This is a genomic window from Kocuria sp. CH-021 (assembly GCF_049716185.1).
Taxonomy (GTDB): domain Bacteria; phylum Actinomycetota; class Actinomycetes; order Actinomycetales; family Micrococcaceae; genus Kocuria; species Kocuria cellulosilytica.
Genome location: NZ_JBNAFK010000018.1, coordinates 58,385 through 78,810, shown reverse-complemented (window position 1 = coordinate 78,810; position 20,426 = coordinate 58,385). Strand labels below are relative to the sequence as shown.

Here is a 20,426-nt window from a genome sequence, read left to right as displayed (position 1 = left end):
CCCGCTACTGACTGCCCCGCCCCGAAGAAGTCATTTAGCTCTGTCAGAACACCGCCACTTATCGCTGCGGTTCACACATGCGGACGAAAATTTCTTTGACGAGACGTCTCGCATCCCATGGCTTCCAAGACGGCTGGGCAGTACCCAGTGATGCAGCGTAGACGGGTTCACACAGGTAGATAGGTGTGAACTGACTTCACGCTTGACGAATGACTGTGGTCACGTTACATTGGTGACATCACCCCGAGAGGTGACCCGAGATGGGTCACCGAGTTGCTGAGAGGCGCAGAATCATGAAGCGGCAGTACAGCCCGTTGCGGGCCACCGAGGACCGCCGGCTGCACGGCCGGGCCCTTTTCGTAATTGACATCGAAAACATGGTCGGCAGTTGCCGACTCGACGTCGCAGACGTCGCTCGGACCCGGACCCGTATTCATGCGGCCGTCAACCTCGGGGCCGGCGACCACACGGTGATCGCGGCCAGTCACTACAACGCCGAGGCGGCATACTTCGGCTGGGCCGGCCCCGCCCAGCGTTTGGCCCGAAGCGGCAAGGACGGCGCCGACCTCGCCCTGCTGGAGGTCATCGACGACGCTGCCTGGGTCGCTCACCGGTACGAACGTGTGGTCCTGGCCTCGGGTGATCACGCCTTCGCCTACGCGGTGGCAGCGCTCAAGGCTGCTGGGGTCCAGGTCCTCGTGATTCCGCCCGACACCGGGTTCTCGCCCCAGATGCGCCTGGTCGCCGGCCCGGACGTGGCGCGTCTGGGATCGCCCCTCCCTGCCAATGTCATCTCCCTGTTCCGCGCTACCAAGGACGTCGCATGAGCACCCCAACCAACAACCTCACCATCTCCGCCAGCGACATCGCCCAGCTGGCCGGTGTCGGCCGTTCCACGGTGAGTAACTGGCGCGCCCGTCACGAGGACTTCCCCGAGCCGGTGGCCGGCAGCGCTGCCAGCCCTCGCTTTGATGCCGCCGCGGTCCGCGAGTGGCTCACGACCTACGGTAAGGAGGTCAGGGGCTTGTCGGCCGTCCGGACGCTGTGGAGCGCGATGGACGCCTGGCGCGGTGCAGCCTCGCCTGAGAAGCTGGGCGGCTACGCCGGCGCGCTGCTCACCTGGCGGTATGTTTCTGATCCTGATTCTCCGGGGTTCGATGGCGCGTTGCCGCCCGAGACGTGGTGGCCGCGCCTGCGCGAGGATGCAGACGTGCACGACGCTCACGACGTTATCGACCGGATGCACCGCGGCATGGACGCTTACGAGGTCGCGCATCCTGAGCGCGCTCCCTTGTTCGAGTCGTTCACTCGAGGCCGGGTCGGCACCCTGCGCCACGAGGTGGAGCGGCGACCCGAGCGCCTGTTCCGGTTCCTCGACGCTCTGAGCAGTTTCAAGGCCTCCGGCATCGGGGATGTCTTCGTCTCCTTCCAGGACCACCTGACCACCTCCGCCCGCCGCGGATACGACGAGTTCGCCACCAGCGCCACCTTGGTGGAATTGATGACGGCCGCGGCCAAGAGCGTTCCCGGATCCGTGCACGACCCGGCGGCCGGTTCCGGGCGGCTGCTCGTGAGCGTCGGCAGCCAAGGTGAGGGCCGTGTTGCCCTGACGGGCCAGGACATCAGCGTCGACGCCTGCGTGCAGGCGAATCAGCGAGCCCTGGTCACCGGACGTGACAACATGACCGTGCGGGTGGGCGACGTCTTCGAAACCGATTACTTCGGGCAAGGCCTGGCCCAGGTCGTGGTCGTAGACCCCCCCTATGGGCTCTCTTCCCACCACCATGGGCGGCTGGCCCTGGATCCCCGCCTGCGCTACGGGCTCCCGCCGAAATCCAGCATGGATGTCGCCTGGCTGCAGCTTGCCCTCTGGTACCTCGGTACCCAGGGGCGCGCCTTCGTTCTGCAGCCTCCGCGCACCGCCCACCAGGGTGGAGCTGTCGGCGAGGTCCGTGCAGCCATGCTGAAGGACGACACGGTGGAAGCCGTCGTTGCGCTGCCTCCCGGGCTGGCCTCTCAGACGAAGATCCCACTCCACCTGTGGGTCCTAGCCCGGGACAAACAGGTCAGCAACCGTGGACGGGTGTTGCTGATCGACCACAGCGACACCAAGGACATCGACATCAATGCCATCGCCCAGGCCCTGCAGGACTGGCGTGAGCGCACCGTCGTGCCGACGAACCTCACAGCGGGGGCATTCACCGTGGCGGAGCTCCTTGCCAACGGGGGCGATCTCACCCCTCAGCGCTGGATCGCCTCCGGCGAGGGGGCTCCCGATGTGGAGAAGGTGCGTGGGTATGTCGAGGCGCTGCACCGCGCCGCGGCCGAGGCTAAGCCGCTGGACAAGCTCACCGCGGCCTCGCTGACCACCGGCCAGCAGGCCCCGAAGCTTGTGACCGTCTCCGACCTCATCAAGGCCGGCAGCCTCACGTGGCTCAAGACTCGCGAACGCCTCCGAGGATTCACGTCCAGCGCAGAGGGCACCCCGGTCGTCACCGGTGGGTGGATCAGCCGCGCGGAAAAGGACGAGCCTCAATGGATCAACCTGAGCCTTCTCGAGCACGACCCGGTCATCACCCAACCCGGCGACGTCCTCGTCCGGAACACCGGAGAGCTCGCAGCCCGGGTGGACACCGAAGGTGGGCGCGTGCTGCTCAGCGGCAGCTTCCAACTGCTGCGCGTGACCAGCGACGTGGTGCGCCCGGAATACCTCGCCGAGTTCCTGGAGAGCAACTCCAACCGGAAACTGACGGTCGGCGCTACGATCCAGCGCATCCGCGTGCAGGAACTGAAGATTCCGCTGCTGGCGCTGGAGGAACAGGACCGCGTGCTGGAACGCATCGCTGAGATCCGCCGGCTACAGGATGCTGCCCGCGCGATCCTTCAGGCCGCCGACGCTACCCGTGTGGACCTCGTGGAAGGCATCGCCGCAGGGACCATCAAAATCACCTGAACACGCAGATGTTTAGACCTGGTCTCACACCTGATCTGTCGCTGCCGATCCTTCCCCGGGTGGTTCACAGTGCCTGCATGACGACGCGGACGCAGTCGTGGATGGGCGATGACCGCTGGGGAGGCTTATCGCCCTGCCGATCCCTCCTCAGCCACCGCCCCAAGGGTCAGGTGGGCGACCTCGGTTCGAGGACCAAACTGCCCTGGAAGGCATCCTGTTCATGCTCCACACCAACTGCCGGTGGCGGGACTGGAGATGGCGCCTGCGCACTTCATCGCACACCCCGGCCGTCACGTTGCCAGTGACTTACACGTGGTATCAAAATTGATACAGTCGAGCGTACATCTCGAAAGGACGCAAAGTGACCAAGCCGGACCCGAACTTCATCTGGGCGATCGCCGATCTGCTCCGCGGCCCATACCGCCCCAAGGAGTACGGCACGGTGATTCTGCCGTTCACGGTCCTAGCCCGCTTCGAGTCGGTGCTCGCGCCCACCAAAGACGCCATACGCGCCGCTGCCGAGAAATATGAGACTTCGCCAAAGCTAGTGCGTCATGAGATGCTCAAGCGCGCCTCCGGTGAGGAGTTCTACAACACCTCGCAGTTCACCCTGAGCAGCCTCGGCGACCCGGCCAATCTGGCCGCCAACCTGCTCAACCTGGTAGAAGGCTACAACCAGGAGGTTCGTGAGATCTTCGAGCGGTTCGACATGCCGAAGATTATTCGCGACCTCGACGACCGTGACCGCCTCGCCGAGGTTGTTAAGCGCTTCGCGGCTCTTGACGTCCACCCCGACCGAGTCAGCAACGCCGAGATGGGCGACGTGTTCGAGGAACTGATCCGGCGGTTCATGGAGGCCAGTAAGGACGTTGCTGGCGACTACTTCACCCCGCGCGAGGTCGTCCGCCTGATGGCCTCACTGCTGTTTGCTCCAGACACCGAGGACTTGTCCGACCCTCACCTCATCCGTCAGGTCTACGACCCGACCTGTGGCACCGGCGGCATGCTCTCAGAGGCTCATCATTGGATGAAGAAACACAACGGCCAGGCCACGCTGAATTTGTTCGGCCAGGAGTTCAATTCGCTGTCGCATGCGATGGCCAAGGCCGACCTGATCATCCGCCGGCAGGACTCGTCCAACATCTACTTCGGAGACACGTTGCTTGAGGACGGACATAAAGGCAAGACGTTCTCTTATTGCCTGTCCAATCCTCCGTTCGGTCAGGACTGGAAAACGCAGGAGAAGGCAGTCAAGGCCGAGCGCGACCGGGATGGCGAAGAAGGGCGGTTTGCGGCCGGCGTACCCAATGTTGGTGATGGCGCGATGCTGTTCCTACAGCATCTCGTCTCCAAGATGCGGCCTCGCGAGCAGGGTGGCGGCCGCGGTGCCATTGTCCTCAACGGGTCTCCGCTGTTCACTGGCGGCGCAGGTTCTGGCCCCTCCGAAATTCGCCGTTATCTGCTGGAAAATGACTTGGTGGAGGCAATTATCGGTCTGCCAACCTCAATGTTCTATAACACGCCCATTGCTACCTACATCTGGGTGCTCGATAACAACAAGCCCGCCGATCGCCAGCATAAGGTCCAGCTAATCGACGCCACCGCGATGTGGGTACCGATGCGTAAGTCCATCGGAGACAAGCGCCGTATGTTGTCGTCTGACAACATCAAGACCATCGTCAGCACCTACGCCGATTTTGAGGACGCTGACCCTAAGATCTCCAGAGTGTTCCGAACCGAGGAGTTCGGCTACCGGACCGTTACCGTCGAACAACCGCTCCGTCAAATCTTCGCCGTTGATGATGATCGCATAAAAGCTGCATTGGAAATCACCGCAATCAAGAAACTGCCTAAAGAGACCCGCGCGACACTGCGTGAGGCACTAGGCTCACTGGATCGTGGTGTGACGTGGACCCACTCGGACCAGTTCGCTCAGTCGCTCAGCGCAGCACTCAAAAGTCACGAAGTCAGGCTGACCCCTGCCAATCGACGAGCCATCGTAGGCGCGTTCGCAGAGTCCTCACCGGAAGGCAGTCTCGTCACCGATGGCAAAGGTCAGCCGCTGCCCGACTCATCACTTCGCGACAACGAGAATGTGCCCCTGGTTGAAGACATCGAGACTTACATCAAGCGTGAGGTCCTGCCGTGGGCACCCGAGGCGTGGGTGGATCACTCGAAGACAAAGATCGGCTACGAGATTCCTTTCACCCGCGCGTTTTACGTTTATGAGCCGCCCCGGCTGATGATCGAAATCGACGCCGACGTACAAGACGCCATCGCCCGCGTGCAGGCCCTGTTCGCGGAGGTGAAGGCGTGAGTGACTGGCGAACTACGGCCGCACTCGATGAAGTGCTAGACGCTCTGCCTGGAAATTGGACCACCGTCCGTCTCGGAGCCACGGCTTGGGTCCGGGCTCGCTTGGGGTGGCGCGGTTTGACCGCCGATGAGTACGTGGACGAAGGGATCGCCTTTTTGGCGACTCCGGACATCAAGTCAGCCAAGGTCGACTTCATAAATGTAAACCGTATTACTCGACAGCGCTACGAAGAATCACCGGAGATTGCGCTGGCCGCGGGGGACGTTCTCCTCACCAAGGACGGCGCCACCATTGGGATCGTGCACTTGGTGAAGGAACTACCCGAGCCTGCCACCGTGAATGGCTCGGTCGCAGTGATCACTCCCTCGTCACGATGGGAGCCTCGGTTCCTGTACTACGTCCTCGCCAGCTCGTTCGCTCAGTCTTTGATGGCACTACTCCAGGACGGCATGGGTGTCCCCCATCTTTTTCAACGGGACATACGGAAGATTGTGCTCCCCTGTCCCCCCACGCCCGTGCAGACCTCCATCGCCGTTTTCCTTGACCGCGAAATCGCCCAGATTGACGCGATGATCGAGGCTCAGAACGACTTATTGAAGTTGCTCGAACAACGACGCGCCAGTGTTCGACGGCGGTTGTTTTCGGCGCTACGCGAGAACGCCGATATGCGTCCACTGAAGCACTTGGCCCGTCGAATTTCAGGCACTGGATTTCCGTTGGACGAACAGGGGCAAGAAGGACTCGATTTCGAGTTTTTCAAAGTTTCTGCGCTGAGTACGCGAGATGGTCTCGGTCATTTTCAAACAGGCCCAGATTCCGTTTCTGCTGAAACAGCTAGAAAGCTGGGTGCCAAAGTGGTACCTCCAAATTCATCTCTTATGGCCAAGATTGGAGCTGCATCGCTTCTCGGTCGTGTGGGTATCAACGAGCGACCGTGCTGCATCGACAACAATATGATCGCCTTTACTCCGCGAAGCGGAGTGGAGGTGCGCTACCTGTACCACTTGCTGAATGATCTCGACGTCTTTCCCGTCATCAACCATGGGACAATCCCATATCTGAATGAACGCGCGTTGATGTCGACCCTGGTGCCGTGGCCCAACGTCAATGAACAGCATGCCCTCGTAAGCCATGCTGACGAAGAACTGAGGGAGATGGCTTTAATCGTGTCTGAAACTCGCAACGTAATCTCCCTCCTTAAGGAACGCCGCGAGGCACTGATCACCGCGGCTGTCACCGGTCGCATCGACCCCCACACCGGCAAGGAAAGTCCCCAGGAGGCATCGTGAGCCAGCTGTACCAGGAGAAGGCTATGGAGGACGAAGCAGTCACTTGTCTGACCGCGCAAGGCTGGCGCCATGAGGCTGGCTCCGCGAGCCGATACGACCGGCAGCGGGCTTTGTTCCCCGAGGACGTGTTCGAGTGGTTGGAGGCCACCCAGCCCGAAGAGCTGGCCAAGCATCTTAAGCCGGGCATGGATCCCGCCGCCGAATCCAAGGCCCGAGAGGGCATCCTCAACGCCTTAACAGACACCCTGAACAACGCCCAGGGTGGCGGCGCGCTACAGGTTCTCCGCAAAGGCTTCCGGCGCATCTCCTCGCGGTTCGACATGGTCCAGGCCAAGCCAACCGAGACGATGAACCCGACCACGATGAAGCGCTACGAGTCGAACATCCTGCGCGTGGTCCGGCAGGTCCATTACTCGGTGACGAGCCCGAACAAGTCCATCGACCTGGTGCTCTTCTGCAATGGGCTCCCAGTGGCCACCATCGAGCTGAAGACCGAGTTTACGCAGTCCATGACCCGTGGCCAGCTCCAGTACAAGGATGACCGCGACCCCGGCCCGGACGGAAAGGACGTCCTGCTGGCCTGGGGCAAGCGGGCGCTGGTGCACTTCGTCGTCACCGACAACGAGGTCTCCATGACCACTAAGCTGGAGGGCGCCAAGACCACCTTCCTGCCTTTCAACCAGGGTGATGGCACTGGCAAGGGTAACCCGCTGAACCCCAACGGCGCCCGCACCGAGTACTTCTGGCGCGACGTCCTCGCCCCGGACGCTTTCCTGACTATTCTGACCAAATACCTAGTTATTCGCACAGACGAGAAGCCTGACCCGGTCACCGGCAAGAATGTTAAGTCCACGTCGCTGCGGTTCCCGCGGTTCCACCAGTGGGACGCGGTGGAGAAAACCATAACCCGAGTCACCAAGGCCGGCGTGGGCGAGCGCTACCTCATCGAGCACAGTGCTGGCTCAGGCAAGACCGACACGATCGTGTGGACCGCTTTTCGGCTGGCCGCCCTGCACGACGAGGCGAACAAGAAGGTTTTCGCCTCCGTCATCGTCGTCACCGACCGCAACGTGCTAGACAAGCAGATGGCTGCTTCGATGCGCCAGCTGGACCCGCACGCGGCACAGATGGTCCGTATTGACGGCACCGGCGGTTCGAAGTCGGCTGAGTTTGGCGAGGCGCTGCGCACTCGCACCCCGATCATCGTGGTGACCATTCAGACCGCCCCCTTCGCCCTGCAGTTCCTGCGCCAGGAGGCGGACAAGACCGGCGGCCACTACGCGGTGATCGCGGATGAGGCGCACTCATCCCAGACCGGCATGGCCGCGGCCAAGCTTAAGGCCGTCCTCAGCCCCGCTGAGCAGAATGATCTGGACGACGGTGCCGACGTCGACGCCCAAACCATCCTGGCCGCCGAGCTGCCGCAGCGTGCCGAGACCCCCAATCTGACCTACCTCGCCTTCACCGCGACCCCGAAGTCGAAGACGCTGGAGCTGTTCGGTACCCCGGACCCAGACGACCTCGACGACGAGGGCAACCCGCGACCCAAACCGTTCCACCGCTACACCATGCGGCAGGCAATTGAGGAAGGCTTCATCCTTGACGTTCTGCGCAACTACACCGAGTATGACGTGGCCTACGAACTCGGCCAGAAGGTCGCCGAGGATGGCGTGGAATCTGTCGACAAGCAAGCAGCCAAGAAGGCCGCCGCCCGGTGGGTGATGCTGCACGAGCACAACATCTCCCAGAAGGTGGACATCATCGTCCGCCACTTCCGCGAGCACATCGCCGGCATGCTTGGCGGCACTGCCAAGGCCATGATTGTCACCTCTTCGCGCAAGCACGCACTGCGCTACCACAAGGCCGTCGAGCGCTACGTCGCCAAGCACGGTATCGACGATGTTCACGCCTTGGTTGCGTTCTCCGGCAAGGTAACCGTCGACCCCGATGACACCGACATCGCCCCCGATGACCTGCTCCCGGTTGGTGAGTACACCGAGGCTTCGGTAAACACTGGCACCAAGGGTAAGCAACTCGACGACGCCTTCAATGGTCCGGCATACCAGGTGATGATCGTGGCCAACAAGTTCCAGGTCGGTTTCGATCAGCCGTTGCTGTGCGCGATGTATGTCGACAAGCGCCTCGACGGTGTAATGGCCGTGCAGACCCTTTCGCGGCTCAACCGCACCTGGGCTGGCAAGGACCATGTCTACGTCCTCGACTTCGTCAACAAGGCCGAGGACATCCTGGTCGCGTTCAAGCCTTATCACGAGGGTGCCACGTTGGAGCAGATCACCGACCCGGACCTGGTCAACCGCATCGCACTGAAGTTGGACGACGTAGGGCTCGATCGGATCTACACCATGGACGAGGTCGAGCAGGTTGGAATCGCGTCTACTGACCCCAAGGGCACCCACAGCGCAGTCACCGCCGCGATTGACCCTGGCACCAAGCGCTTTCAGAAGCTTAAGAACGACGCGATCGCAGCCAACGATGAGGATGAACGATTCCGCTTGGAAGGCTTCCGCTCCGAGCTGAGCAACTACGCCAAGGCCTACGATTTCCTGTCTCAGATCGTGCCCTACGACTTGGAGATGGAGAGCAGGTCGATCTACTACCGCTTGTTGGCGAAGCGGCTGGCCGACGAGAATGTCGGCATCACCGTCGCAATCGATAACCTCGTCCTCACCAGGTATAAGGTCCAGCAGAAGACGCAGGTGAAGCTTGACCTCGCCGCCGGTCAGGCCACGCCCCTCACTCCCCTTGCCGAGCTCGGCACAGCCGAAACTCGCGAGCGTGATAAGGCCTACTGGTCGGAGATCATCGACGCCATCAACAGCATGTTCGCCGATAGCGGTCTCACAGCTGACGACGTGGTGCCCGAGATCGAGAACATCCTCCGTGACGCCAAAAAGGACCCCGGTCTAGTGGCCAAAGCTAAGGCCAACACCGACGCGGACTTCAACAGTGACAACACCGTCGTTGCGACCATGCTTGGTAAGTTCATTGACCGTCGCGAACGTAGCGAAGAGATCATCAACGCGTTGCTCAAGGGTCAGAACATGGACACCTTCCGCGAGCTGCTCGCGATGCTCGGCTTCCGTGAGTACCTCGCCAGTGACACTTCCGCGCCGAGCCCTGGCGACATCAAGGTCGACGCTCACGACCGAGCCGACGATGATAGCGAACAGTAGCGGACTGGGGGGCGCCATCCGCGCCGCCCGCATCAAGCGTGGCTGGTCCCAGACCGATCTGGCACAACGGTCTGGAGTCTCCCGACCGACGATCGCCCGGCTCGAGGCCGGCCATGGGGTTTCGACGTCTACATTGCTCAAGCTCGCAACAGCTCTCGATCTTGAAGTGGATCTGACCTCCCTCCAGCAGCACAGCAACTGATAATCCCCAACGCATAGGTGGTGAGAGCCGAACCCGACGGCGAGCACGAGTAGGGGAACCTGGACACTGGTCGCGTGACCAATAACTGGAACGTGCGACGTCTGATCCTGTAAATGAAAGTGGAACGCCTCATCGAGAGACATATCCAGAGGTTGATCGTGAAGCTCGAGGCCGGAGACCTGCACCGCGCAGGTCACACTCGACCGTCATTGCTAACAAAAATTGTGCACGGTTTACCACGCCCGGTTGTCCCACCACTCGATTCCTGCAACGGCCGCCGACATATCGATCCGCAACGATACGCCCCTCATGACGCCCCTGAACTTCTTTGATCTTCCATCCCCCTGGCCCCCAGGAGATCCATTCCCTGAGCGCTGAAATCTGCGTGAACCTCGGGATTTTACGCTACAAAGGCTGAAACCCCCCTGTTACGCCAGCGCGTGGACTTCTTTTAACCGCTGCACGAACCCTGCATATCAAGGTGAGGTGAGGCCAGCGGTAGGAGCCGCTCCCGATGATCTCTATGTGGTCGTGCTCGTTGCCTCCTAAGGCGTTTTTAGATGGAGTGCTTTTTTTCGGTAAGGTGAGTTCGCGTCTGAAAGCGTGAAGCACAACCCGCGCCACCTCAGCTGCCCTCAAGGGCATGCGGGAAAGTGAGTCGGTGCCGGAGATTCTGCTTGTGGGCGTACTCCAGCGAAAGACATGACGAGACAAAGGGAAAGGTGCTGTGATGGCCCAGAGCGTGCAGATCATTCTGGAGGACGACCTCGAGGGTGGTCCTGCTGATGAGACCGTCCAGTTCGGTCTGGACGGCCGGCAGTACGAGATCGACCTCTCCACCGCCAACGCGGAGAAGCTGCGGGAGGCCCTGCGCCCCTACGCCACCGCCGGCCGGCGGGCCCAGTCCAAGTCCCCCCGGACTACCGGGACCCGTTCCTCCACTGGTGGTAACCCGGAGACGGCAAAGATCCGGGCCTGGGCGAAGGAAAACGGATACGAGGTCTCCGACCGCGGCCGCATCCACCAGTCCGTCAAGGACGCCTACTACGCCGCCCAGTAGACCCCCACTCCCCTACCCGGGTACCCCATGCCTGTCCGGGTGCTCCGCGACAGCGGGCTCTGATGCCGGCGGCCACGGCCGCGGCATCACCGGGGAACGTCTCGGGGCAGGGCTCGAGCACGTGGACCTCGTCACCGTTGCCCCTCCGCACGGTGAGCAGCCGGTGACGGACTGAGGATCCGTTCCCGGCCACGGTGCCCCCGGGACGCCCCGCGTCCAACCTGGACAGCGCTGGTCGCCCCTTTGGCGCCCGACAACAGGCCTCGCTGGGGCTTGGCCCTGGCAGCTTTCGGATCGAGCGCGGGCACCGGCGTCGTTCGACGACCCACGGAACCACCCACCCCATCCCGCCGCCTGTCCAAAGAATGAGAGAACCCGGCCCACCAGCAACGGTGAGCCGGGTTCCTTCCTCGCCGACCATGGGAAAGCCGCCCGCGACCGGCCCCCTCCCCTACCGGGGTCCGGGTGTTATCGGTTGAGCTGTTGGGCGTAGGCGCGCACCGCGTTCTCGATCACCGCGCGGGCGGTGCCGTCGTGCTCGGTGAGCTCCTCGATCAGGTCAGAGACGTCCTGGGCCACCCGCACCCCCAGTTGGATCGTGGGTTCCCGGCGCGGCCGGCCCCGGCCCCGCTTGGGCGCGGCCACCGCAGGCTCCGCCACCGGTGCCGCCTGGATCGGCGGGGACGACACCTGCGGTGTCGCGAGCTGGGGTGGGGTAGCGCGTGGGGGTGTGTAGTCGACCGGGTCGATGTGCTCATCCGGGGCCGGGCGGGGCCGGCGGCGGGCCAGCGAGGCGGGACGCTCGGGCTTCTCAGTCATCGCAGCACCTTCTTCGCGATCGCCGTGTAGGCATCCAGGACCCGGGAGCCCTTGCGGTATTGGCCGTACCACTCCCCCGAAATGCGTACCTCCTGGACGATGGCCCGGTCCGGGATCAATGGCTCCAAGAACAACCCCGTGGCCCGCAGCTCCTCGAGGCTGGCCACCGCCGCCCGGCTCATAATGGTTTCCTTCACCCCGCCGACCACGATGCCGGCCTCGGTAAGGGTGTCCGGGGCGCCCAGCTGCTGGCGGTGCCGGCGGAACTGGGCGACCGTGCGCCTCGCCCCGTCCACCCCGTCGATGCCATCGCTGGTGGCGGTGGCGGCGTAGACCACGGTGTCCGCCGCGTTCAACGCCGACAGCGTCAACGGCCCACCCTGCCGGTTCGGGCAGTCAATGACCACCACATCCGCCTGAAGGCCGGTCAGGGAGATCTTCAGCCGCAGCTCCGCATGATCTGCCCGGTCAGCCTCCCGGTTGGAGACGTTGCGAGCCGAGGGAATGACCCGGAGGTTCGGGTGCCACCCACTCGGCACCGCGAGATCCTCGGCCCAGCCTTCAGGATTCTCATCGCCCAGGATCGCTCCGACATGCATTCCTTCCGCCGTGGGCTGCACTCCGAACCACTTCGTGGAGGCCGCGCGGGGGTCGAGGTCAACGAGGACGACTCGACGTCCCTCGGCGGCGGCGACCATTGCTAGGGAGACGGCGGTAGTGGTCTTAGTGACTCCACCGGATTCGCTGTACACCATGAGGGTTTGCATGCTTTCAAGCTATCAAGCTTGCGGGCCATCAAGCCACCTACCTAGTTAGCTGGATTGCTACCCAGCTTTCTACCTAGTTATCTAGCATGCTAACTAGCTAGCTATCTACCATTAATTATACAGATCATGCTTCTGGGGTGTCGTCGTGGACAGGGATGTTGGACCAGAGAGTACGTTTCGCAGCCGAGGCTGGCATCCCCGGCGCGTATGACGCCAGGTGCTGGTCAGGGGCGCTTGGTAGACTAGAGCGCATAGCACGGCCCAACACACCACCGGGGAGGTTCCATGGCGCAGCAGCACATTCTGCCACCGACTCTCGATGTAGACCGGGCACAGCAGGTGGTCTCCGTGGTGCACAGTGCGGCCATGGAAGGACTTCACGTCACTGCCGCGACCCGTGCGGAGCTGGATCGTTTCGCCGAGGGTGGGCTCGAGGTCGAGGAGCTGGTTCGGCGCACGCGCGCCCGCTACGGCCTTGAGTGAGGCCCCCGGCCCGCACCGCGACCCGTATCTGGACCCGCACACCGGGATCCTGACCAACCTGATCGGCGCCCGCACCGCCGTAGAGCTCGCCGCCGCGGAAGCCGACCTGGTGGCGGTCCGCACCCTGCAGCTGTGGCGCCATCCACCGGCGCCCACCCGAGATTTGGTTGAGCTGCAAGCCATTCACCGTCAGCTGTTCCAGGACGTCTATCCCTGGGCGGGGCAGCTGCGCACCGTGGATCTGCGCAAGACGGTCCCGAGGGCGCAGCCGTTCCTGCCGGTGTCGATGATCACCCGCTCGGCCGGTTTCGTCTTCGATCAGCTCCGCCAGGACCGCTACCTGCAGCACCTGAATCGGGAGCGGTTCATCGAACGGTTGGCCTATCACTATGACCAGGTCAACTATCTGCATCCGTTCCGGGAGGGCAACGGGCGCACCCAGCGCTTCTTCTTCGATCGTCTGGCGGTAGCCGCCGGCTGGTGGTTGGACTGGATCCAGATCACCGGGGCGGTCAACGACGCTGCGTCCCGGGCCGCAGCCGAAGACCATGACCTCGCTGCCTTGCAGGAAATGTTCGCGGTGATCCTCACTCCCGCACCTCACCACCGTCGGCCGCGTTCCTAACGGACCAGCTAGCGGTCGGACAGGCCCGAGGACAGCGAAGTCCCTGAGAGCACTGCGACACTGACCTTGGACGCGACGCGTCAGTGGACGATGTAGCCGGGGAACCGTGCTGACCACCGGGAGTCGCCAGCGACTCGAGTGACCTCGTAGGAGACGGCGGTCAAGTGTGGGAAGCGCAGTCCGTGGACTTCTCCAACACGGGCCCCAACTTCAGTGACGTGCAGTTCTCGCCCACCCAGCGCAGCCCCGTGGAACGGTCCGTCCTTGACTGTCTCCCAGTAGTCGGAGGCGGTCGTGAAAGACCAGTACCCGGAGCCAGTGGGATGATCCTCCAGGTAGTCCAGGGGCACCCAGAGAGTGAGGCCGCGGTGCTCGGGGAGGAGCCGATCCCGGAAGTCGGGGTCTGGTTCTCCAGGTAGGACGCCTGCGGGCCACTGGTAGGCGGGTTCACTCGTCACGGGGGCATCCTCTTCATCGGCAGGTCCGGGGGGCACTTCCACACTAGGGGAGGGGGCGGGGCACACCTCGGGGGCGGAACCAATACCTGTTGCTTGGAGAACTTCACCCTCCTCGACGGGGCTGCCAGCGGGTGTGATGGGCTCGCTTTTCAACCAGGCCATCACGGTGCGTGTAGTACGCCCTACGGCCTCGGCGATGGCCCGGTAGGTCGCCCCCGCCGCCCGCAACTGCACCGCTAGAGCCCGCAGCTGCCCCACACGGCGGGTGCGGGCCTGACGGGCCTGGGCGGCGTTGTCTGCCGCCGCACGCGCCTTGGCCTCGGTCCTGGCCTTCCCGCCGCGGCGGCCCATCCGCGCTAGATACTCGTGTGCAGCATCGGAACCACTGGTCGAGGTGGGGCGTCCCTTGCCGGCGTTGACCTGACGGACGGCCGAGCGCGCCAGACAGGCGACCTCGCCATCGGGAAGGGGGTGGGGCAGCTGGGCGTTGAGCGCCCTGGCGTGGGCGATCGAGGCGGCCTCCGTCGGGGTCTGGTGGCGGGCCTGCCGCTGGTCCCACAGCCACCGGCGGGTGGCGCGGAAGATCGCGGTGTTGCGCCCCACCTCCGTGGCGGCGTCCGAGACAGAGATTCGCGGGATGCCGGACTGTCCCAGCAGGGGCGTGCCCGGGTCCCAGGCTGGTGTGGCGGGTCCGTCGATGGCCTCGTCGTGGAAGGGGTCGGTGTACTCGGCCATGTGCGCCTTGAGATCCCCTAGAGACCATGGGCTGGCTCTGCGGCCCCACCACACGCGCCCGGCCGGGAACGCAGCGGCTGGGTTGCGCACCAGGTACCGGGTGAAGCACGGGTCCCCGTCCACCAGCCGGTCCAGGGCCCGCTGCACCGCCTCCGCGTAGCGGATCGGGCCCGGCCGAGCGCCCTCGCCCCGGTAGACCGGCTCGATCGCCCATCCGGCCTGGACATGACCAGTCTGCGGGTTCTCGATGATCCAGGTCGGCTCGGGCACGGCCGGGTGCATCAGGTTCAACAACGCGTCCTCGTCATCGACGTCCACGACGAGGAAGTTCAACCAATCGGCCGGGTTGAGCTGGATGAACGCGAAGTCACCAGCAGGCCGCCCACGGTTCGGGAACGCCTGCGACTTGGTCTGACCGCACCGGAAGTACTCGATCCGGTGGTGCTCAAGGAACCGGCGGGTCGGGGTCTCGGGGCAAAAAAGGGCAATGTCGAGTAAGGCGGGGTCCACTTGCGGACGCGCCTCAGGTACACTAGGGGACACAACGGTCCCCTGGTAATGGGTTCATATGCAGTTCTCATCCGGTTTCTGTTGAACCAGCTGTTCTAGGTCGCCAAACTCACGACAGCTGATTGACTTCGACGGCCCGCCCTCCACGGCGGGCCGTCAGTCGTTTAAGCGGTTTTGGTGATGGGGAGCTCCTCAGCGTTCTGCCGATCATCTATCGCATTCGGCAATCCGTGGTCACGGTCGATCAAAGCGCCGACGTAGTCCGCCTGGGACAGCCCTAGAGCAGCTGCCTTCTCCGCCGCACGGCGGTGCTGCTCGGGCAGGACGCGCATGCTGAACGCCACTCGCTTCCCGAGCAGCTTGGGCGGTGTGTACTCCGTCATACGCCCACCCTCTCACATTGCTTGTACTAGCGCTAGAAGTTCGTGGGTGTGTCGGTCGGATCGCTACAGGTCATGGGATTGGTGGCCCACAACGTCCCACTGGCCGTTGAGCTTCTCGAGGTAGATGACGACTTGGCGTTGGCCGGTGGCCTCGATCTGGTGGTCGTCGCGGCTGATCCATCGCCAGGTGAGGTCGTAGGCGCGGATGGCTTTGTCGTCGGCGACGTCGCGGGAGACGTCCCCGACGGCCGGGATAACGCTGGGTGCGCTATAGGCCTGGTGCTCAGCGGGTTCCAGCCAGGCGGCCTGGTTGCCGTTGCGTTCCGGCTCGACCTGATGTGCGGCCCAATCCTCTGACATCAGCGGTTTGGTGCGGATGGCTGCGGCGGTTTGGGTGCGGTCGGTGGCGGTGTCCCAGGAGTGCAGCATCAGGGCGGCGGTTTCGGCGGTGGCCTCCACGTCGCTGCGCTCCACGGTGTCCGGGTCGGGGAAGGTACCTTCCCCGGGGGTGAGCTCGGTGGGGGAGGGCGTGGCCGTGGCAGGAACGGTGGTCTGCTCGCTGGTCTGCTGTGCTCCCTCGGGCCCGCAGGCGGTCAAGGGCAGCAGGCACAGGGCCAGGGCGGTGATCAGGCGGTGTCGGGTCATTTCGGCCATGCTCCTTTCTGTTTGAGGATGGGCTCGGGGTTGAGGTTGTGCCCCTGGTAAGGGAAGACCATCTCCGGGGCGTCGGGTTTGTAGATCTCGAAGTGCAGGTGGGTGACCATGCCGAACCGGCCGCGGTTGCCCTCGGTACCGATGACGTCACCGCGTTTGAGCTGCTGGCCTTTGGCCACGTCCCAGGAGTGCAGGTGGCAGAAGGCGAAGCCGAAGTCGGGGTCGTCTCCGTTCTCCTTGGCGATCACGCACCCGTCGGTGGCGTTGAACCCGGTGATCCGTATGGATGTGGGGGCGACGACGACCCCACCGCGGCCGTTGCCGGCTCCGGGGGTGGCGATGTCCACGCCCTCGTGCTGGTTGGCCCACCCGGGGACTCCGGCCAGGGCGCGGCCGCCGTAGCCGGAGGTGAACACGCCCCCGGGCAGCGGGGTGGTCCACTCGCCGTCGCCGAGGTCTCCGTCCCAGGCCAGGGCCCCGGTGGGGGCCTGGCAGTGGGCGGAAAACTGGGACTGGCCGGTGTCCAGGATCGTGTCGATGTAGTCGCGGGTCTCCTGGTACGGCGGCACGCCCTGGTGCTGCTCAACTGCCCCGGGGCCGGCGTTGTAGGCGGCCAGGGTCAGGCGCACGAGCTGGCCGGCGTCGTCACCGGCGATCGGTCGCACTTCGGTCTTGAGGGCGGCCATGTAGCGGCCGTAAGCAGGGATCGCATCCTCGGGGTCAAAGGGGTCCCCACCCTCGCCGTAGGTGGCCCAGGTGGCGGGCATGAATTGGGCGATGCCTTGGGCGCCGGCCGGGCTGGTGGCGTCCGGGTTCCACCCGGATTCTTGGGCCAGTTGTGCCGCCACCACGCTCACCGGCAGCCCGGCGGTCCTGGCGGCTTCTTCGACCAGTGGTGCCCAGCCGTTGGGGATGTTCGGTGCCCGCTCCTTACCGCTGTCGTTGCCCGTGGTGACGGCGGTGACGGTGCAGGAGCCGGCTGAGGCCTGTTCTTCGTCCTCGGCCAGGGTGGCGACGAGCACGGCTAAGGCCACGATCGAGCCGATGGCGAAGACCAACAGCAGCGCCACGACGGCGCCGAGGGCACGGGGGGATCCAGCCGACATCACAGCCTCCTGGGGGGATGGGAGGTCTGCGGGTCAGAGCTGGTCGATCAGGGTGGCGGTGGCTTCCTCGTAAGCCCGCACAGTGGCTGGGTGCAGGGCGTCGTAGTGGAAGGCGCGTCCTTCTTGGAGGGACTTGTCGAAGGGGATGACGACGGTCCCGGCCAACCCGACCGCTTGGGCGTACTCGCGCAGGCGGGTGAGACGTTCGGTGTTGTTGGTGGCGGTGTTGGAGACCACCAGCACGGACCGGGCCAGCTTCTGCCCGTGGCCCTCGGCGGCGACGGCGGCCACGGTGGCTTCCAGCAGCCGGGCGTCGTCTTCGCGGTTGTGGGCCACCAGCACCAGGGAGTCCGCGACGTCCACGGCGGCGCGCCAGGTGGAGGACTGGGCGGAGTTGCCGGTGTCGAGCAGGATCAGGCTGTAGAGAGACCGCAGCGTCTCGTGCGCGGCGCGTACGGAGCGTCCGTCCACCCGGGTGCGGTCGGTGCCCTCGGGTGGGGAGGCGAGCACGTGGATCCGGTCATCTCCCTGGGGGCGCACGTAGCGCACGAGGTCGGCCGTGCGCCGGGTGACGGTCTCCAGGTTGCGGATCAGATCCAGGGTGGTGCGGTCGTGGCCGCCGGCCAGGGAGCGTTCGGCCAGGGTGCCCTGGTTCTCGTTGAACTCCCCGGCCAGAATGTTGCCCCCGCGCACCCGCCCGGCAGTGGCGGCCAAGTGGTAGGCGGTGGTGGTCTTCCCGCCCCCGCCCTTGAGCTGGAGCACCGCCACGGTGCGGTGGGTCTCCAGCGGCCGCTGAATCCGGGTGCGGCGTGCCCGGGACGCCCGCTCGGCGGCCGAGGCCGCCAGGGACAGTCCGAGCCTCTGGTTGCACCAACCACGCCACCCGTGGCGGGCGGGGGATTCGGGCTGATCCGTGGTCGCTTCCCGGCGCAGCTGCAGGCGGGGATCACCGGCCTCGGCGACGACCGGGGTCGGTGTGGAGCTGCTGGGCGCCGGGTCGCCGGCGGGCGTGTCGCCCGCGGTGGTCTCTGGCAGTGGGTCCGTAGCTGAGAGCTCGGATGCGTCCCCCGAATGGGGGACATCGGCCTTGGGAAGCGTCTGCGGGGTCTCCGCATCGATGGAAGGCTCCGCGCGCTGGTGTTCGCTCAGGTCAGCGGCTGGTTCGGTGGCCGCGACCGGGCGTGTCGCCTCCTCAGGCTCCGGTACGAGGTCGTCGACTGTGACAACACGTGAAGAGCCTCCACGGGAGGGTCGTTTCTTGGCCGAGGCACTGGCATCTGCTGTCACGGAGCCGTCCGCGGCGACGATCAGTCGCGTCTCCGGCTCGGTCACCGAGGCCGGGTCGATGGCCGTCAGCTTCACCGGTCGCCCCAGGTCATCGGCGATGGAGACGACGTGGGCGATGGCTGCCGGCATCGAGGCGAACTCGTAGGGGACCCGGTCGATCGTCACCTCCACGCTGTCGTCGGCGGCGATCCTGGCCGTGCAGACCGGCCGCTCCAGTGCCTGAGCCATGGTGCTCTCCCTACTCCTCGTTCGTGTGCGCCCCGTCATTGTCGGTGGAATGGGGGACGTTGTACTGAGAGCGAAGGTGTTCCTTGATGTCGTCACGCAGGATCAGCCAGGTCTTGCCGAGCTTGATCGCCGGCACGATGCCGTCGCGCAACCAGCGGTAGGTGATGGTGCGATCACCGAGTCCGAGCACCTGCGCGAGCTGGTCGACGGTCAGCCGCTCGGGCAGGCCCTCGAAGAGCCGGTCCAGCGCGTCAGACACGACGATCACCTGCGCCCTCATACTGGGCACTGTACACAGTCATACTCGTTTGTTGTCTACTGTTGTTTAACATTGCTAATCCTCTCTCAGTGTTGTCTAATGCACATAGGGTCCAGTCTATTAGAGGCCCTGCGACCGAGGAGGTGTGATGGACAACCGTTGGGCCGAGCTGGTGTCTCCCTCCACCCAGGAGCAGACCCGCCCGATCTTCGAAGACGTCACCGAGGAGACCGTCACGGTCTTGCGCGGCGCCTCAGGTCCCCAGCGAGGCGTGACCGGTCTTTCCGAGGACGAGGGGCGACTGGGGCGGTTTCTCACTACCGCCCATGACGTGTTCTGGCTCGGTGTCCACGGTGGGGCCGGGGAGTCCGTGCTGGCCGAACTGCTCGGCGGCGTGGCCTGCCATCACCGGTGGCCCGCCCGCCCTGATGAGGAGATCCAGCACGCCCCGGCGCCGGTGTTCCTCGTGGCCCGGCAGAACAAACGGGGCCTCGACGCCGCCCGTCTCGCCGCCCGCGACTGGGCGGCCGGCGCCCACCCCGATGTCGACCTCCAAGGCCTGGTCCTGGTGGCCGATGCCCCAGGCCGCACCCCGAAGTCCCTGGCCGCAGCGACCCGGGTGGTCTCCGGCGGTGTGCCCTCCACCTGGGTGGTGCCGTGGATCGAAGAGCTCCGGCTCACCGGGACCGTGGACTGGGCGTCCATGGCCCGGGAGCCGAGAAAAGTCCTCACCGCCCTCGGTGAGGCAGCCGATGAAGCACTTTCTGAGAGGACCCCCCAATGATCGACCTCGTACTGGCTGCACAGGACACGATGCTGGCGCTGCCGGCCGCCCTGCCCGACTCCGACCCGCTGGCCCCTCCTGGGATCGGTGACACCTGGAACCGCATGGTCGGTGTCGGCAAGTGGATCGCCCTGGGCATCGCCGTGCTGGGCCTGCTGGTTGTCGGCGGAAAGATGGCCTTCGACGCCCGCCGCGGAGAGACCACCGAAGAGGTCTCCGGGATCATCAAGATCGTCCTGGCCGTGGCCCTGATCTCCGGCGGCGCCTCGATCCTCTCCTTCATCTCCGGGGCATGACCTCTGGCCTCCGCAAG

General features: G+C 64.6%; 19 protein-coding genes. 11 read left to right on the top strand and 8 right to left on the bottom strand.

Annotation, left to right across the window (positions count from 1 at the left end):
• The first annotated feature begins 293 nt into the window (after positions 1–293).
• From ACPYN7_RS13980 to ACPYN7_RS13950, 7 genes are all read left to right on the top strand, one after another.
• Positions 294–827 (top strand): NYN domain-containing protein, encoded by a 534-nt coding sequence (locus tag ACPYN7_RS13980; protein WP_424348044.1) that lies wholly within the window; start codon positions 294–296, stop codon positions 825–827.
• Positions 824–2,953, top strand: a complete 2,130-nt coding sequence (locus ACPYN7_RS13975) for an N-6 DNA methylase (RefSeq protein ID WP_424348043.1) — start codon at positions 824–826, stop codon at positions 2,951–2,953. Before ACPYN7_RS13980 ends, ACPYN7_RS13975 begins: the two co-directional genes overlap by 4 nt.
• Before the next feature lie 361 nt (positions 2,954–3,314).
• Positions 3,315–5,270: a type I restriction-modification system subunit M gene (locus ACPYN7_RS13970; RefSeq protein WP_424348042.1), complete on the top strand. Its 1,956-nt coding sequence runs from the start codon at positions 3,315–3,317 to the stop codon at positions 5,268–5,270.
• A gap of 134 nt (positions 5,271–5,404) precedes the next feature.
• Positions 5,405–6,559: a restriction endonuclease subunit S gene (locus tag ACPYN7_RS13965; protein WP_424348041.1), complete on the top strand. Its 1,155-nt coding sequence runs from the start codon at positions 5,405–5,407 to the stop codon at positions 6,557–6,559.
• Entirely contained in the window at positions 6,556–9,753 is a 3,198-nt protein-coding gene (locus ACPYN7_RS13960; RefSeq protein ID WP_424348040.1) for a type I restriction endonuclease subunit R, read from the top strand. Before ACPYN7_RS13965 ends, ACPYN7_RS13960 begins: the two co-directional genes overlap by 4 nt.
• On the top strand, positions 9,737–9,955 hold the full coding sequence (locus tag ACPYN7_RS13955) for a helix-turn-helix domain-containing protein (RefSeq protein WP_424348039.1): 219 nt from the start codon (positions 9,737–9,739) through the stop codon (positions 9,953–9,955). The genes ACPYN7_RS13960 and ACPYN7_RS13955 overlap by 17 nt, the downstream gene beginning before the upstream one ends.
• A 730-nt stretch (positions 9,956–10,685) precedes the next feature.
• Complete coding sequence (locus tag ACPYN7_RS13950; protein ID WP_424348038.1) at positions 10,686–11,015, top strand: histone-like nucleoid-structuring protein Lsr2; 330 nt, start codon at positions 10,686–10,688, stop codon at positions 11,013–11,015.
• Between the two features lie 468 nt (positions 11,016–11,483).
• On the opposite strand, the gene ACPYN7_RS13945 is transcribed toward ACPYN7_RS13950, so the two are convergent.
• Positions 11,484–11,834, bottom strand: a complete 351-nt coding sequence (locus ACPYN7_RS13945) for a hypothetical protein (protein ID WP_424348037.1) — start codon at positions 11,832–11,834, stop codon at positions 11,484–11,486.
• Complete coding sequence (locus ACPYN7_RS13940; RefSeq protein ID WP_424348036.1) at positions 11,831–12,601, bottom strand: ParA family protein; 771 nt, start codon at positions 12,599–12,601, stop codon at positions 11,831–11,833. Before ACPYN7_RS13940 ends, ACPYN7_RS13945 begins: the two co-directional genes overlap by 4 nt.
• A gap of 285 nt (positions 12,602–12,886) precedes the next feature.
• On the opposite strand from ACPYN7_RS13940, the gene ACPYN7_RS13935 reads away from it, so the two are divergent.
• Entirely contained in the window at positions 12,887–13,084 is a 198-nt protein-coding gene (locus ACPYN7_RS13935) for a hypothetical protein (RefSeq protein ID WP_424348035.1), read from the top strand.
• Complete coding sequence (locus ACPYN7_RS13930; protein ID WP_424348034.1) at positions 13,077–13,709, top strand: Fic/DOC family protein; 633 nt, start codon at positions 13,077–13,079, stop codon at positions 13,707–13,709. Before ACPYN7_RS13935 ends, ACPYN7_RS13930 begins: the two co-directional genes overlap by 8 nt.
• Before the next feature lie 80 nt (positions 13,710–13,789).
• On the opposite strand, the gene ACPYN7_RS13925 is transcribed toward ACPYN7_RS13930, so the two are convergent.
• The 6 genes from ACPYN7_RS13925 to ACPYN7_RS13900 all read right to left on the bottom strand — a co-directional run bounded on the left by ACPYN7_RS13925 (position 13,790) and on the right by ACPYN7_RS13900 (position 19,350).
• On the bottom strand, positions 13,790–15,412 hold the full coding sequence (locus ACPYN7_RS13925; protein ID WP_424348033.1) for a replication initiation protein: 1,623 nt from the start codon (positions 15,410–15,412) through the stop codon (positions 13,790–13,792).
• A 164-nt stretch (positions 15,413–15,576) separates the two neighbouring features.
• Entirely contained in the window at positions 15,577–15,795 is a 219-nt protein-coding gene (locus tag ACPYN7_RS13920; protein ID WP_017832691.1) for a hypothetical protein, read from the bottom strand.
• 63 nt (positions 15,796–15,858) lie between these two features.
• Positions 15,859–16,449, bottom strand: a complete 591-nt coding sequence (locus ACPYN7_RS13915) for a hypothetical protein (protein ID WP_424348032.1) — start codon at positions 16,447–16,449, stop codon at positions 15,859–15,861.
• On the bottom strand, positions 16,437–17,555 hold the full coding sequence (locus tag ACPYN7_RS13910; RefSeq protein WP_424348031.1) for a transglycosylase SLT domain-containing protein: 1,119 nt from the start codon (positions 17,553–17,555) through the stop codon (positions 16,437–16,439). Before ACPYN7_RS13910 ends, ACPYN7_RS13915 begins: the two co-directional genes overlap by 13 nt.
• A 33-nt stretch (positions 17,556–17,588) precedes the next feature.
• Entirely contained in the window at positions 17,589–19,070 is a 1,482-nt protein-coding gene (locus ACPYN7_RS13905) for a hypothetical protein (RefSeq protein WP_424348030.1), read from the bottom strand.
• Between the two features lie 10 nt (positions 19,071–19,080).
• The gene (locus ACPYN7_RS13900) at positions 19,081–19,350 is read right to left on the bottom strand and encodes a helix-turn-helix domain-containing protein (RefSeq protein WP_095651506.1); all 270 of its coding nucleotides are present in this window, start codon (positions 19,348–19,350) and stop codon (positions 19,081–19,083) included.
• Positions 19,351–19,477: 127 nt separating this feature from the next.
• On the opposite strand from ACPYN7_RS13900, the gene ACPYN7_RS13895 reads away from it, so the two are divergent.
• Both ACPYN7_RS13895 and ACPYN7_RS13890 read left to right on the top strand, forming a co-directional pair.
• Complete coding sequence (locus ACPYN7_RS13895; protein WP_424348029.1) at positions 19,478–20,113, top strand: DUF6668 family protein; 636 nt, start codon at positions 19,478–19,480, stop codon at positions 20,111–20,113.
• Complete coding sequence (locus ACPYN7_RS13890; RefSeq protein ID WP_058875392.1) at positions 20,110–20,409, top strand: hypothetical protein; 300 nt, start codon at positions 20,110–20,112, stop codon at positions 20,407–20,409. Before ACPYN7_RS13895 ends, ACPYN7_RS13890 begins: the two co-directional genes overlap by 4 nt.
• Positions 20,410–20,426: the final 17 nt, after the last annotated feature.